Raw genomic sequence first — 22,781 nt, forward strand, 5'->3', positions numbered from 1 at the left:
TGTTTAAATATTTTATATTTATTAAAAGAAAATTGACAATTATTGAATGAAAGGAGTTTCTAACAAATATTTAATTACTGCCATATTGCTTTGTGTAGTTTTTCATGGAAGTACTATATTTTTCACTTTAGAAACAACTTATGATGCATTAATTCACTTGTTTTTTGCTGGGCATTATGCAGATAATTGGTTTGAGCACTGGAGTTATAAATGGTATACTGGATTTTCTGTTATGGGTTATCCTCCATTGGTTCACCAATTAATAGGAGCGTTATCTCTTATAGGTGGCCTAAAATTCGGGCTATTCACAGTAGCTATAATTGTATCGATTCTTTTCGTTACAGGAGTTTATCGTTATGCTTTACTCATAACAGGAAATACAACAACTGCTGGTTATTCTGCTCTACTGAGTGTGTTTTCAGCTTCTTTTGTTGAAACACTTCACATTTTTGGACAGCTCCCAAGTATTATGGGGATTTCAATTTTAATGCATGCACTCCCCGAAATTTATTCATGGTTAAAAACCGGTATTTATAAATACTTTTTCACATCTCTTTCCTTAATCTCTGTAACCGTTACATCTCACCATGTAACTCCAATATTTGGAATGGTATTTTTCATTTTACCATTAGTAGGAATGGTAATTATGGATATAGCAAGAGAACAAGTTAATTCCTATAAAGAAATTCGTCTTAAACTTTTTCTAAAAGTATTCGTAAAAACATTCAAGCGAAATATCACATTCCTAATCATGATTCTTGTTTTAATTGTTGGGTGTATTTTACCATACTGGATAAACTCTAAAAAAAATCCGATTACTCAAGTTCCTATACCTCACGGATCTAGAGATAACTTTTTAGAGGTTTTATCTTCAGGATTAGTCTTTTTCTTAATTCCCTGGGGAGTATTATTATTCTTCATTCCTTATTTCTTATATAGATATTACAGCAAGCGTTACCTATTTTTTGGTTTGTGTTTTTCAATGCTATTCATTTTAGGTACCGGAGGAACAACACCAATTCCTGAAATCATACTAGGAGAAAATGCTTTCAATATTCTTACTTTAGACCGATTCACATTATGGGGTTCTATAATGGCGTTACCAATTTTTGGAGAGTTTACATACAGGTTTGTTGAAGGAGACTTAAAGCAGCTCATACAAAAAAAATTTGGGGCTGTTTATCATCGATTAATCGGAGGATTACTAGCAGCTCTGTTTTTGTTTTTTACAATTTTCTCGTTGAGTTTAGGTTATTTCAGACCTTCACAACCACAAAAAATTAACATCTTGCCCATTATCAACTTCTTAAATCAAGATCAACATGATCAATGGAGATATTTAACATTGGGCTTTGGTGATCAAATGGCTTGGCTTGCTTCTCAAACAAATGCAACTACTGTTGATGGGAACTATCATTCAGCTAGAAGACTCCCTGAACTTACAACCAGACCTATTGAAAGGTTGGAGAATTCAAAGTTTAAAGGTGTTGCTGGTATTGGTTCTCTTCAGCAATTCCTTACTGTTCCCGAGAAATACAATCTTAAATATATTTTTTCTAATGATAAATTTTACGATCCAATTCTATATTTCTGTGGTTGGCAAAGAATACCTCCATTAGAAAATGGAATTATGGTATGGGAACGTTTAAATATAAACCCTTTATCTACCATTTTACCAAGAGATGAAGTTGATAACTGGGAAAATATCCTCTGGGGAATAATACCATTTACCACCGTAATTGTTGCATTTATGTTCAATATTATTCCTCTATTTAAGAATAAACTCAGAATGAAACCTAAAGTGATTCCTGAATATTTTAATTTTCGACAAGAATACTCAAGTTTTTCCAGTTTTATCTTAAAAATAACACATATATGGTCTGCTTTGCTTATTATTCTTATGATTTATGGGATATATTTACTGTACATAAAAAATGATTCCCAGAGAACACCAGAAAATGTAATTACCGCATATTATAATGCATTGGACTTTAAGCGATTTAAAACTGCCCATTCTCTATTAGATCCTAGAAAAGAAATTACCATCGATCAATACATGTTAGAAATTTCCGTTACCGATGGCTTATTAAGTTCTTATGCTAAAATGGATGCCTTAGAATACTCAATTCTCAAAAAAACGGATAGTTTGGCTACCATGGAAGTAAAAACAAAATGGATTACACCTCTTGAAAAAATTAATAGGGTTGATTATAAAACACTCGTAAAATTCAAAGGAAAATGGTTTTTAATACCCGAAAACAAAGACATTGATTTACCACCTGACCAATTATATGCTAGAAATAAAACAAGATATTTTAATCAAGGAAGAAGGCGAATAACTACAGAACAAACCTATCATGAAGATATTTTAAAACAACCAGTCGTTGAGATAGTGAAAGCTAAATTAGTTAAACACAATGAGAGTTATGCAATAATTGGAGAAATTCAAAATATTGATAATACTCCTGCTGATATTATTTTAAAAGGAACTTTATATAATGATAATAATAAAGCTCTTGCGTCATTTAATGCTAAACATATAGTAAAACATAAGCTCGTTCCAAAGGAAGTGAGTTCGTTCCGTATTAATTTTGAAGGAATCGCATGGTCTAAAACTAAAGATTCTATTCCTGATAAATTTGATCCAGACGCCTTTACTCCTATTGAACTAAATGAACAACCTACGAAATTTAATTTACAATTGGCTGCAAATGTTTCCAATTCAGATTTGTTTAAAGATCATGCTCTAAGCAATATTAATATTGAAGATACAAGTTTAAATGGTGTTATTTTTAATAGTGGAATACAAGAAATTACAGTACCGCAACTTATATTCACCTATTATGATCGTAATAAAAAAATCTCTTGGGTTGATCATTTATATCTTCATCAGGGAATACGACAACACAGAAAACTATATTTTGAATATGATTTTATTAAAGAATCAACGCTCGAAGTTATTAGTGAAGATATGACTAATTGCTTTGTTAATGGATTGCCAAATGAAGATGTTTCTATAAAAATTGTTCCTAACAGAATTGAAAATCATACCTACGAAGTATTGCAAAAAATTAATCATCCTCAATATGATTATGTGAAAATAGAAATGAATAGTTTTATAGGAAATCCAAAATAATGAAGCAAAATTATACTTTTTCATTCTTATTTCTATGGTGTGCAATTGGTTCATTAATTGCTCAAAACTCTCCTGAACTTCTATCAAAACAAAAAGAATATGTGGTAGGAAACCGTATTATATTAACATTTAAAAATCCTAAAAAGAAACCATTTCAATTGTTGTGTTCTTATAGCTACGGTAATACAGTACTTTCTCCTAGTCAAAATGATGAAGAATACACTTTTGAAATTCCAGAGTTTATTAGAAAGAAAATTGGGCTTGTAAGTTGGAAAACTATAAATACGGAATCTCTATTAACTGGAACGTTTTCGATATTACCAATCCAAAAACCTGTTTCACTAGAAACTTACGTTGGTCCTCCTACCATAGAAGCAGGTGATATTGACTATGCCATGATGGTAGTAATACCAACTGACACTTTAGACAACCCAATTAAAACCGGTTCTAAAGTTATTTTTAAAAAACAATTTTTACAATCGGAAGTAACAAATACTATTTTTACCAAAAACCTTATTTCTTATGATCTTATTTACGCTCCAAAAAAGTCAGGAAGAATGGTACTTTCCTCCGAATCATATAAACTAAATTCTAAAGAATTTACGTTAGATATTTTACCTGCGATTGGTCGAAACTTTAATATTCGTTATGAGAGAAATCACAAATATGCTGACGGTAATCAAATTACAAATTTATACACTTCTAAAATTAGAGATAAAAATAATAACACTGTAAGCGATGGGACCTTTGTTGAATTCTTTATTACTAATCAAGATGGAAATATTTTAAAAGCAGGAGGAACTACGATTGAAGGGGTAGCCAAAGCCTCTATAATTCATCCCGACTGCGAATCAACATGGAAGATAAAAGCATTTATTGACGGAATTGCTAATAGTAATGTTTTAACGATTTCATTTGATCAAGTAATTAATAATATTCCGGTAGAATTTTCGACAGATAATCGAGAATTAAAAATAGGTCCTATGATAAGTTTTATGGAGCAAATGATTCCGGATGGACTCCAAATTGAACTTTCTATTTATCAAGATGGAAAATTCCTTGACAAGATTGTGCAACAATCACAAGATGGTTTTACCACTTTTAAATTAAATCGAAATATTTACAAAAATGGAGTTTATGATATTCACATAACCTCTGCTTGTAATACAAGAAAATATAAAACCGTGAAATTATGGTAAACAACGGTGAAGCAAAAATTAGCACGAATAGAAAATTACTGCGTGGTATATTAATGTTATCTTATGTACTCATTTGTTCGGTAATTGTATTTCTTCTTAGTTCTTTATATAGTTTTTTCAACACTGGTGCAGATAGAAGTAAAATTCTTCATACCGAAGTAAGAAAAATTGACCAATACCTTCCAAAAGTAACTTGGAAAGAAGATGGTAATGAAGGAAGAGAAATGAACGATCAAACCTTACGCAACATTGAGAATGATTATTTGGATGCTTGGTATGTAAAATTTATGGCATACAGAACTAATAATTACAAAGGAGTTGATGATTATTTTACTGAAAATGCGAGAAAAAACGTATTCAGCATTATAGACTATAATAAAACAGAAGATGTTTTTATAGATGCAACAACCATAGAACACCATCCAGACATACTTTTTTTTAGTGAAGATGGCCAGATGATTGTTTTAGAAGATAAAAATGTAGTTGAATACAAAAGAGCGTTCAAAAACAAAGAGCTCCTTATAGAAGCCACTGAGGTATCAAATTACAAGGTCGTCCTTTTAGCTGAAGATGGTTTTTGGAGAATCCGACATTTGGTAAAAGAATACATAAATGATTTTGATAAAGTTGTCCCTGCCAATAAATCATTAGATGTTAAATCAATCAGAGGAATTAACTACTATCCGCAAGCAACACCCTGGAAAATGTTTGGAGATGAATTTGATATCGATATAATAGAAAAAGATTTTCAAATTATTAAAGATGCTAATTTAAACACTATTCGGGTTTTTATTCCTTATGAAGAATTTGGTAAGGTTAAAGTCGACATCAAAAAATTAAATAAACTAAAGCAAGTTCTTGATTCAGCAGAAAAAATTGGCATAAAAGTTATTCCAACACTTTTTGATTTTTACGGAAACTATGATACGACAGATTGGACATTAAATCACCGACATGCTGAGAAGATTGTTTCTACTTTTAAAGATCACAACGCCATCTTGGCGTGGGATATAAAAAATGAACCTAATTTAGATTTTAAATCTAGAGGAAAAGAACAAGTAATCGCTTGGCTGAATCATTTAATTATTCTTATTAAATCCATAGATAAGAAACATCCCGTTACGATTGGATGGTCAAATGCAAAAGATGCATCTATTTTAAAAGATCAAGTTGATTTTATTTCTTTTCATTATTATGGAGATTATAAAGATTTTGTTAGTGCATATGATAAAATAAAAGAGGAAGTACCAGACAAGGAGATCGTTTTAGGGGAATTCGGAAGATCCTCTTATTCTGGCATATGGAAACCTATTGGAAATTCAAAAAAGAAACAAGCTATGTATCACAAGGAAATGCAAGAAATTCTTACTTCAAAAAATATCCCTTTTTTGTCATGGACATTATATGATTTTAATAAAGTCCCTAGAGAAGTTGTGGGAAGACTTCCTTGGAGAGTACAACCTCAAAAAAGGTTTGGTTTTATCGATTCTAATGGAAATAAAAAACCAGCTTTCGATTACATTTCGAAATAATATATTTGCTTTTCATAGAAACATTGAACTAATATTCTTCTTCTACATAAGTTCACCCTGTGTTAACATATCTTAAAATAAGATATACAGTAGCCGAATCGTAATTTAGTAAACTCGTCAGATATCAGAAAACGTATCATTTCTTTATCTGTAGTTGTGTCTATTGCTAAATTTCCCAAGCATTGAATAAAACTACTATTTTGAACAACGCACAAAGTCGTTGTAACAAACGACTACTGCAATCTTATATATTAAAATAAATACTTAGCTCTAACACAAAAAAATTTAACTTTCTTTTATGAACTGAAGTATATCTCAGGAGTAAAGGGATTACTTACTCCTGAGATTACATAAAAAAGTTTAAATCAAATGAATCTAGAACCATGTCACCTGCTTCGATCATCAGCCCAACCTTTATATTCGAAATGAATCATCAAATATTGTTCTTGACAAATTCGATTTAAACTTAGATGTTGATTTGTATTGAAACTTCCAAAAATTCGTACCTAATCAACATCATTCTACTTTATATATTAATAAATTAGGGATTATTTAGGGATTAAATTCACTCTTAAATATTAACATACTTAATGTTTACTTACATAAACCTATGTAAAACTTACTTTACTATCTAATGTGATATTTAAACTTTAAAATCTTTTACTTCTTCCGAAGTCTAAAAATGCTCTTGCACTTCTATAGATTAACATATTTATAAATTGTAATAGTTTGCTCATATATTCTGTTTTAATAATTACTATTCTATTTTACGCTACAAATGGTGTTCCGAAATGATCATAAATATCTTTGCACCCAAGTCCTCTAATTGAGAATTTTTTATTTTTTTTCAATGCTATAGCCCAAACTGTCTTGATAGCTTCAATTCCATCTCTATCGATTTCTTTGACCTTATCAATATTAATTACAACATTTTTAAGCTTCTCAGCGTAGTGTTCTAAATAAATAATAAATAATCTAGATGTAGAAGTATTAATTCTACCTTTAAGGTGTAAGGCACCGTTTTTTTGTGTTACTTGTAAGCTCATAATTTTGTTATTTTTTAATAAATCTAATTTCTAAATTAGTTTCAAAAAAAAAAGAGGACTATTGCCGAAAAACAGTTTGCTGAGGTTTAATGATTAAATTGTAATGCTTAAATTGTAGTCAAGAAAAAAAGAAAATGAAAACCAAACACTTAACCTTTATTATTACCCTATTCATCTGCTATTTTGGACATACCCAAGATATGAAAGAAGGTTTTACTTATCTGGAAACCGGTAAATACGCTGAAGCAGAACGTTTTTTTGAAAATATATTAAAGTCCTATCCAACCAATAAAACAGCTCGTTTATGTTACGGAAGAGCCGTTGGTTTACATAACAATCCTGAAAAAGCAATTTCAATTTTCACTGGTTTACTTAAAGATCATCCAAATGACTTTGAAATAAAGTTAAATTATGCAGAGTCGTTACTATGGAATAAAAACTTTGTGTCTGCTGAAAATTATTATATAAAACTTGTAAATGAAAATGATAAAAGTTTCCCTGCTTTATTAGGTTACGCGAATACACTTTCTAATTTAAAGAACTTTGACAAAGCTCTAGAATATGTAAATAAAGCATTAGAAGTATCAGCTGGAAATCCGAATGCATTGGTTTCAAAAAAATATATTCGTTTCGGCTTAGCTAATAATAAGGTTCAAACAAAAGAATTTGATGAAGGTGAAGCTATTTTAAAAGAAAATCTTAATGATTTTAAGAATGATACGGAAACTTTACAAAATTTAGCCAATCTTTATCTTATTTCCGAGCAAAACGAAAAAGCACAGGAAGTCTTTGAACAAATAGGAAAAAACCCAAATAATAAATTACTTTCTTTAATCGGATTATCATTAACAAATCATATTAACGGAAAAGAAAAAGAAGCACTTGAAATTAGTAAACAAGCAATTGATTTAGTAAATAGTAACACCACTCAAAATTTAAAAGAACGAACTACAGAAAGATATATTCAAGCACTTATTTGGAACAAAAAATTTTCACAAGCCCAAAAGGAAATTGATAATTTAATAACCAAAAATACAACTCCCGAAAATTGGATTTTATCTTTAAGAGCAACTTTAAATATTTATAAAAGTAATTTCAAAAAAAGTATTCGTGATTATGACTTAATCTTAAAGAAAGATAGTGCTTCTTTTGATGGTAATTTAGGGAAAGCAAATGCTTTAAAAGCTCTAGGAAAATATAAACAAGCTTATAATTTCGCTGATAGCACCCTAGTTTTTTATCCAAACCAAAAAGACGCAATCAATTTTATAAAAACCTTAAATCGATCTTATACTCCTTTTATTAACACAAGAGCTTCCTACTCTTTTGATAATGGAAATAATGAAGCTTATTCATATACCGTTAATTCTGAATTTGCTTTATCTACAAGATTCAAATTAATGGGAAGTTATAATTATAGAACTAATTCAAATAGCATTAATAACATTAAGGCTAGTTCAAATAATTTCACTTTTGGATTTTCATATGAGCTTTTAAACAATTTAACCTTTACAGGAGACGCAGGAATTTTTAATTCTAAATCAGACATAAATAACTATAGTAAGTTTTTAACAAAACTTAGTTTTAATTATAGACCATTTAAACTCCAGATTTTAGATTTTGGATACAATAGAGAAATGCAAAACTTTAATACAGAGTTACAAGATAGAGAGATTGTCATGGATAATTATTTTTTGAACTATAGCTTGAATACTAATTTTAATCTTGGTTTCTTTTCTCAATACTATTACACGACACAAAATGATGGAAATAATAGAAACCTATTCTTTGCTTCTCTCTATTATTCTATTCTTGAAAAACCTTCTTTAAAAGCAGGTATAAATTATCAGAATTTATCATTTAAAAATCAAGTACCTACTATTTACTTTAGTCCTGCTAGTTTTAATGCTATTGAAATTTTTACGAATATCATTAAAACAGATACTTCTTTAAAAAGAAAAGGTTGGTTCTATGAGCTAACTGCTGCCACGGGTTATCAATTTATTGAAGACGATGATAAACAAAGTACTTTTAGACTACAAGGAAAACTAGGATATAAATTATCAGAAAGAAGTTTCATAAACTTATTTGGAACACACAGTAACATTGCCTCAACCATTGCTACTGGTTTTACTTTTACAGAGTTGGGTGTACAATTTAAATATTATATCATGAAAAAGCCTGTTTTTGAAACCTCAAAAATGTTTTGAAAATCACTTAAATAAAGTGTTTATAACAAATCTAATCGTTTCATTAAATCAGGTCTATTTGAACGACTAACAGGAATGACATCTTTATTAATTAGTACACTATTATCTTCTATATCAATAATTTTCCTAACATTTATGATATATGATCTGTGAACCTTAAGAAAAAGTGAAGTAGGAAGCTTTTGTTCAATTTTCTTTAATGAAGCATGAACTTCATATTCGTTATCATCAGTTTTGACAAAAATATAATCTCCTTTCGCCTGTACATAACATATCGTAGGTAAATCAATTTTCACCAAACGACGATCTATATTTACATAAAAATCATTTTTGTGATCCTCTTTCAATTGAGAGCTATTTAATGGAGACTTTTTTTGCTTTTCTAAGTTTTCGAGATAAATCAGTTTTTTTGCTTTTTCCACCGCTTTTTTAAACCTATCTAATGTAACTGGTTTCAATATATAATCTACGATAAAGTTAAATTCAAAAGCTTGAATAGCAAATTTGGGATCTCCAGTTGTAAAAATAACTTTTGGGGGATTTTTTAGGGTTTTAATAAAATCCAATCCTGTAAAACCTGGCATGTGAATATCCAAAAAAATAAGATCTATTTCATTCGAATGCAAGAATTTAAAAGCTTCCATAGAATTTGAAAATTCTTTTACAATTTTCAAATCTTCAAACTCAGCACACAGCGTTTTTATAATAGTCCTAGACATTTTCTCATCATCAATAACAATACAATTCATAAAATTTATATAGTTTTCAAGTATTCTGAGATAGAAACTAATATTTCTTCGAATTCTTCTTTCTTATCCATATTAGCATCTCTTAAATTATTTTCGTAATCGTTGGCCAATTTATAAGCATCATCCAGTCCTAAAATACTAATTTTATGTTTAACTCTATGAACGTTTTGGGAAATAGTCTTAAAATCTCCTGTTTGTATACTTTTGTAATAATCCTGAGATTCTTCAGGAAATTCAACCTTGAGTACTTCGATTAATTGATTAATGAGATCTTGATCCCCACGAGCCAGTTCTTGTAAATAAAATAAATTAGGTTTTTCCATATTTATTTTTTTAATGTAAAATATACTGTTGTTCCAACGTTCACTTCAGATTCTATCCATATTTCTCCTCTATATATCTCTACCACTTTCTTTGCAATTGCGAGTCCCATACCTGAAGATTTATAATCATTTTCCAACTTAGAAAATGCAACAAATACTTTATCGCGATACATAGGTTCAATTCCTTTACCATTATCACTTACATAAAATTGCCAATGTGAAGTTTTATCTTCAAAACCTATCTCTATAACTTTTTCACTTTTGTTATTAAACTTTAAAGCATTAACTATTAAACTATGAAATAACTCTTTCAAATTAAAAGTTTCACCTCTTACTACAGGTAACTTTTCAGGAATGATAAGCTTTACTTTTTTATCATTTATTTGTTCGTTAAAAATAGTCTCTATAATCACATTTAGATCCAAGAAATACCTTTTTCTATAAGATCTACTAATTCTTGTATATCTCCTTATCGATCCTACTAAAACATCTATTTTCTCCACATGTTCACTTATCATTTGAAGATACGTTTTTCCCTCATCGTTTAAACACTCTTTATGACCTTCATTTAACCATTGTGTTAATGTTTCAATACTTTGAAGTGGTGAAATTAAATCATGAGAAATCATATGGGTGTAATCATTCAATTCTTTATTATATCTTTCTAAACGTGATAACAACCTATCTTTCTGTTTACTAATTTTTACAACTTTATTAGTTTGTTTATCAATAAAATTCACCAAATTCAGAGTATCTATATTTTTTAATTCATCTTCCTCATCATCGCTGATTTTTAAAGTTTTAATTACACTTTTTAACTTATTAATAACCTCTATTTGTGTATCGGACTCTTTTTTAAGTTTCTCATTAGACTCTGAAAGTTCTTTTGAACTTATCGTCATAGCTGTTTGCAACATAGCCAACTGATTATCTGAATTTTCATAAGATTTATCAATTGCATCTATGAAAGCATCTAACCTACCACTTTCTTGGATATCTTCAGGTAAATATTTTCGTATTTGTCTTTTTAAAAGAGGATTCATTGTCTTTCTAGGGATTTCATTTTTTTATAGTAAAATAAAAAGTAGTTCCTACATTCGGGGTGCTTTCTAACCAAATAGTTCCTTTGTACAAATCAACAATTTTCTTAACTATTGACAAACCAATACCTGTTGAATCTTCGCGTTTTGTTAGCGATTGAAAAACTTTAAAAATTTTATCGTGGAATTCCTTTTCTATTCCTATACCATTATCCTTTACTGAAAATTGATAAAAAGTAACCTCTTCGGTAAAATCAATTTCTATAAATCCATTTTTCTTATTATTGAACTTAATTGCATTACTAATTAAATTTTGAAATAATTGCTGAAATTTTGTCCCATCTCCTCTTAAAACCGGTAATTTAGAATTAATTCTCAAACTTATATTCTCAGGTATAAAAAGGGTATTTTTTATATTCGATATGACTTTACTTAATTCAACTTCCACCTCTTCATTAGCCGTATCTGCACTTGAATAATTAAGGATATTTGATATAAGCTTATCCATATTTTCAAGGGTAGTTTCGATTAAGTTCATATTTTGAATAGTCTCTTCATCGAATTTTTCAACATTATCAGATCTTATCCAAGAAACAAGTGTATCAATAGTTCTTAGTGGAGACTTTAAATCGTGAGAAACAACATGCGCATATTCATATAGCTCATTGTTACTTTTCTCTAATTTTTTGAGAATTTGTTCTTTTTGTTCTTCCAAAAATTTTAAATGAGTTACATCTCTTACAATTCCTTGAGCTGCAATTGGCAAACCTGTGATATCATGAATTATACTAGCATTAATGTGTACCCATTTGATAGCTTTGCTTTTAGTAACTACTCTTGCTTTATAATTTTTAAAAAATCCTTTTTCTTTTAGGGTATCAAAAGAATTCATTGCATACATTAAATCTTCGTGGTAGATTAAATTAACAACGTTTACTGGACTACCATTTGTAGAATATCCAAATAAATCTACAGCTGCATCATTAAATTTTAAAACATTTCCCGATAAATCAATAATGACATACGCGTCCAAAATATTCTCAAATACTCCTTTAAGTTGAGAAGACTTTTCATTTAGAAGATTTTCTAATTGTTGATTTGACTGCTTCAATTCCTCTGATAAAAAGTACAGCTCGCGGGATTTATCTTCAAGTATTTTTTCGGCAGCTTTTCTGGCTTCTCTTTCTCTATTTAGACTCCTAAGTAATATTTCAATTTTTTCTTGACTCATGAATTTTTCTTTATCACAAACTTAACTTCTGTACCGTCATCTTTAATATTCTCTAATAAAATGGATGCTGTACTATTAAAATGTGCAAAAGTTTTGTTCATTAATCCTAATCCGAAATAATGCATGGCCCTACTTGATTTGTATATCATTGTCAAAGAATTTTCTGTTTTTTCTTCAACGATAAACTCTGGTAACTCTGCATCTGGATAAATTTTTCTTACTTCAACATGGATATGATTTTCAATAGATGAAAGCATTTCAATAGGATCTTTATAAGAATCTAATAATGTTTTATAATTAGTTTCAAAAACACTAAAAAAATGTTCACCATAAGTTAACAATAAATCATTGATAGGGATACCTGTATTTATATTTAAACTTTTTAATAACTGAAGCATTTCCGAAAACTCATAAGTTCCAATCGAAGTATATACACCTTCCGATTTTAAATCGGATTCTGAAATAATTTTATCAACCATTTCGATCCCAAACTTTTCATCTACTAAGTCTAAAAATTCTGCAAATATAATACCTTTCATTTTTTAATATTTTTTTAATTCATTTAAGCTCCAATATTTTAAAACTGCCTCAATTTTCGCTTCGTAATCTTTATATTTAAGTGGTTTCAATATATATCCTGAAACACCAATTCTAAAACATTCTTCCAAATCTTTTTGGTTATCGGAAGTTGTTAAGATAACTGTTGGAATATGCCTTAAATTCTCATCTTTTTTTAAAATTGCTAAAAACTCAATACCGCTCATTTTTGGCATATTCAAATCCAATAAAATTAAATCAGGCAAATTGTTTTTATCCTCTAGTATTTTAAATGCCGCATCTGCATCTTGTGCTTCTGTAACATTATGTTTAACTTCTGAATAAGAAACAGTTTTCTTAAACTTAACCACCTCAATAAAATGATCTTCTATTAGTAATATGTTTAAACTTCTCTTTAAAAAATTCATAATTATTGCTTACAAAAATAAAATTAGAAAATACTATTCCTTTTTTAGTATTTGTATTTTCTTTAGATGAAAGGCTTATATGTTTAGATAAAATGTTAAACCTATCCCTAATAATAGTATTGAGAAATCTAATTGACGTATCTTGCATCTGATCCAAAGGCTTAAATTATGCAAGAAAAAACGATTTTAGATTTTATAAAAAAGGTATTAACTAATTTACCTCCTGATTGGTTGAATCTTACCACGCATCGACTGGATATATATAAAGAACAACTGGCCAAAACAGAATTTTTAAACGAGTTTGAAAACCTTTTCAACAATAACAATTATCAAGCTTCCGCATTAAATGAGTTACCTACAGCTTTTGATTATATTAGATTAGGACATCCTTTATCATGTGTACTCGAGTGGAGTATTGCTAATTTAAATCAAATAAAATCTGATCAAGTAATTAGCTTTTCCTCGGCAAGTATCCCATTACTAGCAATTCTAAGAAAGAATCTATTTCTTAATAAAAATACATTAATTTTATTAAAAAACGAACTCCCGAGCGCTTTTGATATTGAAACAGTAAAAAAAGTTTATGGTTATCAATTTGAAATTCAAAAAATTAAGAATTCAAAAGAAATTCCAAATTTCGATGGAACAACCATTATTTTTGAAAGAAAAGAGGAAATTTGTAAGTTTAATTTCTCTGAAAACGTAGATTTTCATATCAACAGTAGTAATGAATTAGGAAGTATTTTAACTGTTAATGGTGAGGAGAATTTAAACTATATTTCTGAAATACAACATGTACGAAGAAGAGAAACAATAGCAATGACTCCTTTCAATACTTTAATTGCATTACAACACTTAACAAATATTCCTTCAGCTGCTAAAGAATTTCATTCTAAGGAAAACACAAATACAGTAATCAAAACTATTCATAAAATTACAGGGGTTAATACAAAGGCAATTATAGGTTCAAGTGGTCTTTCAGTTCAATATGCCATTGTAATGGGCCTAATAGATTACGCAATTGAAAACTACAAAAATAGACCAATTAAAATTGTTGTTCCTCCAAATTGTTATGGCGGTACAAACGATCAAGCAAGAAGAGTTGTTGCTTGTTTAGACAATGTAGAAATCATGGATTTACCTGTGGATGGAGATAACGACATGGTTTCTAGTGTTGACTTAGTTCTTGAAAAAATTTCAGAAGAAGATGCTGTGCCATTTATAATAGCAGAAATCCCTACAAATCCAAGAGTGGAAGTTCCTGACTTAATGAAATTGACAGATGCTTTGAGTAAAAAACGTACAACAAAAAATGGAGAAACGGCTATCGCACCAGTTTTCATTTTAGATCAAACGTTTTGTCCTAATGTTCATTTTTTAGGAGATCAAGAAATTCTTTCCTCAGTACAAACAATTGCATACGTAAGCGGATCTAAATTTCCAAGTGGAGGGAAATGCACCGCTGGCTATGCAACTGCAAACGCAAAAGCTGCCCATTTAATGGATAAAATTGAATATCATATTCAACTTTGTGACAATGAAGCAACCGATTTACAGATGGAAATTTTAGCAGAACAACTACCATCTATGGTACAAAGAATTAGTAATGCTTATAAAAACACAAGAGAGTTTGTAACTTTTATCGAAAAGGAATTACCGGATGCAAAAATTAATTTTGTTTCAGAAGAACTAGCTGCAAAAGGATTTACACCTTCTGTTTTCTCTCTAGACTTACCTACCAAAGGAGACACAGAAGAAGAAAGAGAAACTTACAAAAGAGCTTTAAATCTTAAATTAATTGATTTAATGATTAATAATATCCCAGGAGAAAGTAAGTACTGTGTAAGTTATGGTCAATTGAAAGGTTGTTATTGGACAATTCCTGCAACATCAACCCAGGGAACAACCAAAGAAGGAGACAAAGATTACATTGCAAGAGTGGCAGTTTCTCCTAAATTAGATTTAGATTTACATAAAGGGGTATTTACAGAGTTTATTGAATCTATGTAAATACAAGATAAAACTCAAAATAAAAAAGAGCGATACTTTCATTATTGAAGTCCGCTCTTTTTTATTAGCTACTTTTATAAATTAGTTATTTTTTTAGTTCAAAAAAGAAAGTAGATCCCTTATTAATCTGTGATTCCGCCCATACTTTTCCTTCATGTAAATTAATTACCTTTTTTACTATTGACAAACCCAATCCTGCTGACTTCGGATCATTTTGCAATTTAAAAAAGGCTTTAAATACTTTCTTTAAATAAGGTTCATCAATTCCTTTGCCATTATCTTTAATATAAAATCTCCAAGACTCTTCACATTCATGAAAACCTATTTGTACTTTTTTATGAACTTTATCATTAAACTTTACCGCATTTTCTATAAGATTAGAAAACAAATGCTTAAAACTGTGCTTTTCAGCCTTCAAATTAGGTAATTTACCTATAATTTTAACTTGAATACTCCTGCATAGCTTCATTTCTTGTAGTGTATCATGTATCAATTTATTAAGATCTAAATCAGATTTTGTAATTCTTTCTTTATCAATAGAAGAGTAGTCTCTAATTCCATTTAGAAGTATTTCAATTCTATGCACATTATCACTTATTAGTTTTAATTTATTCTTTCCTCGATCATCGAGAACGGGACTATAATCATCTTCCAATAAATGAACTAAAGTTTCTATATTTTGAATTGGGGTTACTAAATCATGAGATACAATATGAGCATAATCATTAAGTTCCTGATTTTGATCTTCTAAATTTCTCAATAACAGATCTTTTTGCTTATTGATTTTAATAATTTCCTTTGTTTGATGGTCTATAAAATCTACTAATTTCAAAGAGTTAGAGCTTTCAAAAGAGCTATTTTTTCCACTCTCGTGTGATCTTAACGTATACATCACGCTTTGAAGTTTTTCAATAACTTCCTTTTGGGCTTTAGATTCGTCTCTCAACTTTTCATTTAACTCATAAAGTTCTTCAGAGCTTAATGCAGTAGCTCTTTGTTGCATTAAAACTTGATCTTCTAAATTATCATAAGAACTATCCACAGCTTCTAAAAAGCGTTGTAAGTCTTCGTTTTGTTGTAAATGTTTTGGCAAGTATTTTCTAACTTGTCTTTTTAATAGAGAATTCATTACTCACTAATTAAAGTAACTGTCATTGTTTGATTATGTAATTGACATTTTTTTTCACCATCAAAAGGCGCAATTTCACCATATGAATACATTCCACAAATGGTTACGTTATCTCCTATTGCTTCAATTACTTCTTCTACTTCCTCTTCTACTCTTTGATCCAATACCAATTTTCTACCCACACAACTCACAAGAATAGCTAACTCTGGGTCCTTTACTCTTATTTTATTGGCATTTGTAGCAGCCAGTTCCGAAGCATTTACAATACTATCAACATGAGTCATCATCAATTGAACTTTCTGTCCTTCCAGTACATTTCCAGCTAAAATCATTGAGTGGTTCTTTTCGTCAATATTAAGAATCGTTCTAACTATCGATTTATCTTCATTTTCGGATTTAACTTTTAAAGGATACAGTAAAGCAGCTCCAGGTAAATCTTTAGACTTATCACCTAAATACTTTTTATATAAATCAAGGGCAGGCTTATTATCAAGCTCGTACAAGATATTCGTTTTTGACTTTGTTACTACTCGCTCAGGACCAAAAGGCGTCCAACCTCCATTAATTGAAAATGAAATCTCCAAAGAATCACCGTATAAACCAATTGCAACAACCTCTCCACGTTTAGGATTTTCATTATATGATGCTAAAGTTCTTTGGAACCGTGCATCATCACCACATAAACCTCCTGTAATTAATAAGTTATTATCGGTTGCAGAATTCATTCCTTGTGTAAGTTCACTCCCGTTTATAAAGCTTCCTTCGGAAACGACAAACACATGCTTTAAACCATCTTTCGGAAATTGTTTAATTAAATCTTGCCCAGTATCAAAACTATTTGAATTAGATTCTAATACATTAACACGTTTAATTAAGAAGTTACTCTTTTCAAATTCAATTGCTGTAATGGTGATGCAATTTTCTTCAACATGTTCAGAAGTGATATCTCCAGATGTAGATCCAAAAACAATATGTCCGTCTGTAAAAATAGATTTTACCTCGTTGTAGATATTTTCATTTTCAAGTAAATGTCTATTTCCAAAAACTAATACCAAAGGTTCTTTTAACTCAGACTTTTCTGTTAAGTAATGCCAGCTAGAATCTTTCTTTCTTTGTAACTGTACCGTTTTCATTTTTAGATTATTTTATTGGTTTATTTGGGGAACAATAATAATAAGATTGACTGCAGTTAAAAATAATTGAATTTTAACATATGTTTACAATTAGTATATGACAATATATACTTTCTTAGACCAAATGCATAAAAGTGTAGATGAATTGAAAAAGAAAACACAAGCTAAAATTATTTTCAGCTTGTGCTTGTAAAGTAAGTATAACTTAAATGCAAAAATTCCTATAATCACAATTCAAGTCTATCAATGTAAAATAAATACTGGTATTGTAAAATTAACCTCTCATTTTAATCTAAAACCAATTTATTAATACTTACTAAAAAATCTTATGCTTATTTAGAACTCTTCGACTTTTATATAATCGATAATAAACTCTTGAGGAAAAATATTATTATCTACTTCTGGACCTCCAAAATTACCACCTATGGCCAAGTTTAATATTAGATAAAATGGTTTCTTATAAGGCCAGTTTTTTTCATTTTTATTCTCAGGTGAATACTTATAAATCCTATTATTATCAACAAAAAACTGAATGTGATTTTCGGTCCATTCCATTTTATATACATGAAAGTCGTCTTGAATGTTTTTTATCTCTACTTTCTTTGAATTGATTGTGTTACCGAAACTAGATGCATTATGCAAAGAAGCAAATATATTGTGTGGTTCTTTACCTACATGCTCCATAATATCAATTTCTCCACAATTCGGCCAATCATTTTCATCAATATCGTTTCCTAACATCCAAATTGCTGGCCAAAGACCGTGACCCTTAGGTAATTTAGCTCGTACTTCCACTGTTCCATATTTAAACTCAAACTTATCCTTGGTATGAATTTTTCCAGAATAATAAGATGAATCTGTTTTACTTGCTTTAATAATGAGATTACCGTTTTTTACCGAAATATTTTCTTTTGCATACAATTGAAGTTCGTTATTTCCCCAACCACACAAATTAGGACATCCATTACCCAAATCATAACTCCAAATATTCATATCTAATGTATTATCGTCGAAATTTTGGTGTAATACTGTTTTACCTGCTACTTCCTTCTGACAAGAATAGAAAGCAATTAATATGTATATTGAAAAAATAATATTACCTATTCTCATTTATATTCAACTGTATTTTTAAGCGTCGTATCAGATGAACCTCCAACAAAAATCTGAAATTCACCTCGTTCTACAACAAATTTTCTTTGATTATTATAAAATCCTAATTCATCTTTTGTTAACTCAAAAGTTACTGTTTTAGTTTCTGAAGGATTAAACTCAACCAATTCGAATCCCTTTAACTCTCTCACTGGTCTTGTAACACTCGCTACTAAATCTCTGATATAAAGTTGAACAACTTCTTTTCCTTTTAAAATCCCTGTGTTTGTAACATCTACAGAAATCTTAATATTACCTAATTCAACTTTGGTTTTCAGATTTTTATATTCGAAAGAAGTATAACTCAATCCATAACCAAAAGGATACAACGGTTTGTTTGATTCATCTTGATAATGAGACCAAAACACCTCTTTTTTAGGACCAGGTCTTCCTGTATTTTTATAATTATAATAGATAGGTACTTGTCCTACAGATCTAGGGAAAGTCATTGGTAATTTTCCACTAGGGTTATAATCTCCATATAATACTTGTGCAATTGCATTTCCTGCTTGTGAACCTAACTGCCACGCTTCAACAATTGCAGGAATATTTTCATCTGCCCATGTTATTGTTAAAGGTCGTCCATTATTTAATACCAATACTATGTTCTTATTAACCTTAAAAATAGTTTCTAATAATTCCTGCTGAAGTCCCGGTAAATCTAATTTTGCTCTACTTCGAGCTTCACCACTTTGATATCCAACTTCTCCTAAAACCATTACTACAACATCTGCTTTTTTCGCGATATTTATGGCTTCTTGAAATTTAGATTTATCAGTTGTATTAAGAACTAACTCACTAGGAAAATTAGTTTTACCTGCATACAATGTTGCTCCTTCGGCATAGTTTAATTCATTTCCAACGTAAGCTTTCATTCCTTCAAAAACAGAAACTGCGGAATCATCTTTAGCCGCTATTCTCCAATTTCCAAGCGGACTGTTCTTATCAGAAGCCAAAGCTCCAATGAGTGCAATCTTTTGACCATTTTTTTTAAGAGGTAGAATATTGTCTTCATTTTTAAGTAGTACGATTGACTTTTTTGCCATATCTAGGGCCGCATCGATTATTTCTTTACTTCCAATTACTTCTTTTTCTCTTTCTACATTGCAATACTTATAAGGATCATCGAATAGACCTAACTCAAACTTTACTTTTAAAATTCTCCTTGCTGCATCTGTAATTACTTCCTCTGAGACTTTACCTTCTTTAACCAAAGAAGCTAATTCATTAACGTATGCATAAGATTCCATGTCCATATCAGAACCTGCATTCGCAGCTAATTCAGCAGCATGATTTTTATTTTCAGCATATCCATGATCAATCATTTCCATTATTGATCCCCAATCAGATACTACAAAACCTTCATAATTCCATTCACCTTTTAATATATCTCTTTGTAAAAACTTATCTCCAGTAGCTGGAATTCCGTTTAATTCATTAAAGGAATTCATGAAGGTTTTTACACCAGCTTCGTGAGCTGATTTAAATGGAGGAAGAATTGTATTATATAAAGTTGATAAACCAATATCTGCGGTATTATAGTCTTTACCTGATTCTGCAAAACCGTAAGCAGTAAAATGTTTAGCACAAGCAGCTATTGTGTGAGGATCTGATAAATCTTTTCCTTGAAATCCTTTTACTCTAGCTATTCCTATTTGACTTCCTAGATAAGGATCTTCCCCTGCCCCTTCCATAACTCTTCCCCATCTCGCATCTCGAGAAATATCAACCATTGGAGCGAATGTCCAATTAATACCTGCTGCTGAAGCTTCTTTTGCAGCCATCTGTGCTGATTTCTTTATTGCTTCTAAATCCCAACTAGCTGACTCTGCTAAAGGGATTGGACTTTGAGTTTCATAACCATGAATAACATCAAAACCAATTATTAAAGGGATTCCAAGTCTGCTATCCTCAACTGCAATTTTTTGAACTTTTCGAATATTTTCTACACCACGTACATTTAACATTGAACCTACCCAGCCCCTTTTTAAATGTTCATATTTTTTTGCAGCGTCACCAGCACTAGGAACTGGACCTGTAACATCCCAAAATCCATTATACTGATTCATTTGACCTATTTTTTCTTCTAAGGTCATCAAATTAAGTACCGAATCTACTTTTTGTTCAATAGGATTCGAACTTTTTATTTTTTTAGTAGTCTGTTGATTACAGCTTAAAAAAGAAATTGTAACTAAACTAAGGATTAGAATTTTTCTCATATATTAGGTTTAAAAAGAGGTTAATCAGAATAATAATTAACCCCTTTATAATTAACTCAAATCATATACATACTACTGATATACTCTCACATAATCTACTTCCATGGTAGATTCATCGAATCCAGCATCAATTGTTCCGCCTAATGTTCCTCCCATGGCCACGTTTAGTATCAAAAAGAAGTTATCATTAAATGGTAATGATGAAGAATTAGTAAGTTCATAATATTTTACATCGTCTAAATACACCGTTATACTTTGATCCGTCCACTCCATTGTATAAACATGGAATTCCGATGATGCATTTGAAATTGATGTTGTTTGTCCAAAATCAGCCTTAATATTGTTACCAGTATCAAACCAATGACAAGTAGCTAACACCGTATTTTTGTCCGCTCCTGTTTGCTCCATAATATCTATCTCACCACTTTGTGGCCATCCCACTGTCGGAAAATTTGAACCTAACATCCAAATTGCAGGCCAAGTTCCTGCTTCTCCAGGTAACTTTGCACGTACTTCTACTCTACCATAAGTGAAGTTGTATAATCCTTGTGTTTTTAATCTTGCTGATGTGTAATCACTGCCTGAGAAATTCTCTTTCTTTGCTTTGATTACCAAGTTTCCATCACTCACAACTACATTATCTGCTCGATCTGTGTAATATTGAACTTCATTATTTCCCCAACCATTAGATCCTGTTCCTATATCATACGTCCATTTTGTGATATCTGGTGCCCCATCTGTATTGAAATCATCTTCCCAAACCAAGTTATTGTAGGTATATTGAGGTACTGGTGGTGCTGGATCCTCTGAAGTGATGACAAACCACCAATCAAATTCTCCATTTCCATCAGTTATACGTAACGACATTTCATTTGGTGTGCCTCTATCGAATATTTCATAACTATGATTACCTATGTAGTATCCTATAAATCCTGTGCCTGAGATTGATAAAGTCTCTATTCCGCCTGGTGCAGTTAATGTCCAATTCTCTGAATAATCGGCATAAGAATAATTCAATACATCTGCTCCATCTACTGTTCCTCCTGATCCACCTAATTGATCTATTAAGTTTACTCGTCCAAAAACATCTCCATTAGTGACATGCTCAAATGTTCCATCTGAATGAAAAGTGAATCGATCATCATACATTCCCACTCCACTCTTCTCATTTGCACCTGCCTGATACCATTCAGCAAATACAGATCCTCCAACTGGACCTAATCCAAAATGTCCATTCACTTCTCCCTTTACTCTCCAAGTTTTAGAAGTTGTTCCTGTTGGATTCGATGGATCATAACCGTATAATAAAGTTCGTAAATCATCTGGCGCAGAATATACTGCTAACACGTCTACTTGAATTGCCTTGCTCGAAGAAACACCTCCTGCTCCTATTGCAATCACCGTAACCGTGTAGGTATTCACACCTAACTCACTAAAATTATAGGTCATTCGACCGTCAGGTTTAACCGTCTCTGAACCATTATAAACAAACTTATACGATAAAGCATTACTGGCAGTAGCCGTAAAGTTTACAGTTCCACTTCCGTCTCCATTTGGGTTTGTAGCATCTTGACCAACAACTTCTGCTGTAATCTCAATACTTGAAGGAGTAACAATGTCTCCGAATTCATAATCATTCTCTTCGCAACTATTGAAGAAAACTATTACCAAAGCAAGACATAATACTCTTGATATATATGTAAATTTCAT

17 protein-coding genes are annotated in these 22,781 nt (G+C 30.4%); 5 read left to right on the plus strand and 12 right to left on the minus strand.

Annotated features, from left to right (window positions below; translation table 11 throughout):
* Positions 1-46: 46 nt before the first annotated feature.
* Genes BTO06_RS08800 through BTO06_RS08810 form a run of 3 tightly spaced genes read left to right on the plus strand, consistent with a single transcriptional unit; the run spans position 47 to position 5,867 of the window.
* A complete protein-coding gene (locus tag BTO06_RS08800; protein WP_100924947.1) occupies positions 47-3,136 on the plus strand; it encodes a hypothetical protein in 3,090 nt (1,029 codons plus the stop codon).
* A complete protein-coding gene (locus BTO06_RS08805; protein WP_100924948.1) occupies positions 3,136-4,335 on the plus strand; it encodes a hypothetical protein in 1,200 nt (399 codons plus the stop codon). Before BTO06_RS08800 ends, BTO06_RS08805 begins: the two co-directional genes overlap by 1 nt.
* Positions 4,329-5,867 carry a cellulase family glycosylhydrolase gene (locus BTO06_RS08810; RefSeq protein ID WP_100924949.1) on the plus strand — a complete coding sequence of 513 codons (1,539 nt, stop codon included), beginning with the start codon at positions 4,329-4,331 and terminating at the stop codon, positions 5,865-5,867. Before BTO06_RS08805 ends, BTO06_RS08810 begins: the two co-directional genes overlap by 7 nt.
* A gap of 767 nt (positions 5,868-6,634) precedes the next feature.
* Here the strand turns inward: BTO06_RS08810 and BTO06_RS08815 are convergent.
* On the minus strand, positions 6,635-6,913 hold the full coding sequence (locus BTO06_RS08815; protein ID WP_100924950.1) for a hypothetical protein: 279 nt from the start codon (positions 6,911-6,913) through the stop codon (positions 6,635-6,637).
* A gap of 134 nt (positions 6,914-7,047) precedes the next feature.
* Between BTO06_RS08815 and BTO06_RS08820 the strand changes: the two genes are divergently transcribed.
* The gene (locus tag BTO06_RS08820) at positions 7,048-9,123 is read left to right on the plus strand and encodes a tetratricopeptide repeat protein (protein WP_100924951.1); all 2,076 of its coding nucleotides are present in this window, start codon (positions 7,048-7,050) and stop codon (positions 9,121-9,123) included.
* A gap of 20 nt (positions 9,124-9,143) precedes the next feature.
* Here the strand turns inward: BTO06_RS08820 and BTO06_RS08825 are convergent, their stop codons facing one another.
* The 6 genes from BTO06_RS08825 to BTO06_RS08850 are packed head-to-tail and all read right to left on the minus strand — an operon-like array spanning position 9,144 to position 13,431.
* Entirely contained in the window at positions 9,144-9,872 is a 729-nt protein-coding gene (locus BTO06_RS08825) for a LytR/AlgR family response regulator transcription factor (RefSeq protein ID WP_100924952.1), read from the minus strand.
* 5 nt (positions 9,873-9,877) lie between these two features.
* Positions 9,878-10,195, minus strand: coding sequence for an Hpt domain-containing protein (locus BTO06_RS08830; protein ID WP_100924953.1), 318 nt, complete (start codon positions 10,193-10,195; stop codon positions 9,878-9,880).
* A 2-nt stretch (positions 10,196-10,197) separates the two neighbouring features.
* The gene (locus tag BTO06_RS08835; RefSeq protein WP_100924954.1) at positions 10,198-11,238 is read right to left on the minus strand and encodes a sensor histidine kinase; all 1,041 of its coding nucleotides are present in this window, start codon (positions 11,236-11,238) and stop codon (positions 10,198-10,200) included.
* A 16-nt stretch (positions 11,239-11,254) separates the two neighbouring features.
* Positions 11,255-12,466, minus strand: coding sequence for a sensor histidine kinase (locus BTO06_RS08840; protein WP_100924955.1), 1,212 nt, complete (start codon positions 12,464-12,466; stop codon positions 11,255-11,257).
* Positions 12,463-13,005 carry a heme NO-binding domain-containing protein gene (locus tag BTO06_RS08845; RefSeq protein ID WP_100924956.1) on the minus strand — a complete coding sequence of 181 codons (543 nt, stop codon included), beginning with the start codon at positions 13,003-13,005 and terminating at the stop codon, positions 12,463-12,465. The genes BTO06_RS08840 and BTO06_RS08845 overlap by 4 nt, the downstream gene beginning before the upstream one ends.
* Before the next feature lie 3 nt (positions 13,006-13,008).
* Positions 13,009-13,431, minus strand: a complete 423-nt coding sequence (locus BTO06_RS08850; protein ID WP_100924957.1) for a response regulator — start codon at positions 13,429-13,431, stop codon at positions 13,009-13,011.
* A 168-nt stretch (positions 13,432-13,599) separates the two neighbouring features.
* On the opposite strand from BTO06_RS08850, the gene BTO06_RS08855 reads away from it, so the two are divergent.
* Positions 13,600-15,441: a PLP-dependent transferase gene (locus tag BTO06_RS08855; RefSeq protein WP_100924958.1), complete on the plus strand. Its 1,842-nt coding sequence runs from the start codon at positions 13,600-13,602 to the stop codon at positions 15,439-15,441.
* A gap of 85 nt (positions 15,442-15,526) precedes the next feature.
* On the opposite strand, the gene BTO06_RS08860 is transcribed toward BTO06_RS08855, so the two are convergent.
* From BTO06_RS08860 to BTO06_RS08880, 5 genes are all read right to left on the minus strand, one after another.
* Positions 15,527-16,570 carry a sensor histidine kinase gene (locus tag BTO06_RS08860; protein WP_100924959.1) on the minus strand — a complete coding sequence of 348 codons (1,044 nt, stop codon included), beginning with the start codon at positions 16,568-16,570 and terminating at the stop codon, positions 15,527-15,529.
* The gene (locus BTO06_RS08865; RefSeq protein WP_100924960.1) at positions 16,570-17,703 is read right to left on the minus strand and encodes an FIST signal transduction protein; all 1,134 of its coding nucleotides are present in this window, start codon (positions 17,701-17,703) and stop codon (positions 16,570-16,572) included. The genes BTO06_RS08860 and BTO06_RS08865 overlap by 1 nt, the downstream gene beginning before the upstream one ends.
* A 336-nt stretch (positions 17,704-18,039) precedes the next feature.
* Positions 18,040-18,813 carry a glycoside hydrolase family 16 protein gene (locus BTO06_RS08870; protein WP_100924961.1) on the minus strand — a complete coding sequence of 258 codons (774 nt, stop codon included), beginning with the start codon at positions 18,811-18,813 and terminating at the stop codon, positions 18,040-18,042.
* Positions 18,810-21,071, minus strand: a complete 2,262-nt coding sequence (gene bglX, locus BTO06_RS08875) for a beta-glucosidase BglX (RefSeq protein ID WP_100924962.1) — start codon at positions 21,069-21,071, stop codon at positions 18,810-18,812. The genes BTO06_RS08870 and bglX overlap by 4 nt, the downstream gene beginning before the upstream one ends.
* 72 nt (positions 21,072-21,143) lie before the next feature.
* A complete protein-coding gene (locus tag BTO06_RS08880; protein WP_100924963.1) occupies positions 21,144-22,781 on the minus strand; it encodes a glycoside hydrolase family 16 protein in 1,638 nt (545 codons plus the stop codon).

It is taken from the genome of Tenacibaculum sp. SZ-18 (assembly GCF_002813915.1).
In the GTDB taxonomy this organism is placed as follows: Bacteria; Bacteroidota; Bacteroidia; order Flavobacteriales; family Flavobacteriaceae; genus Polaribacter.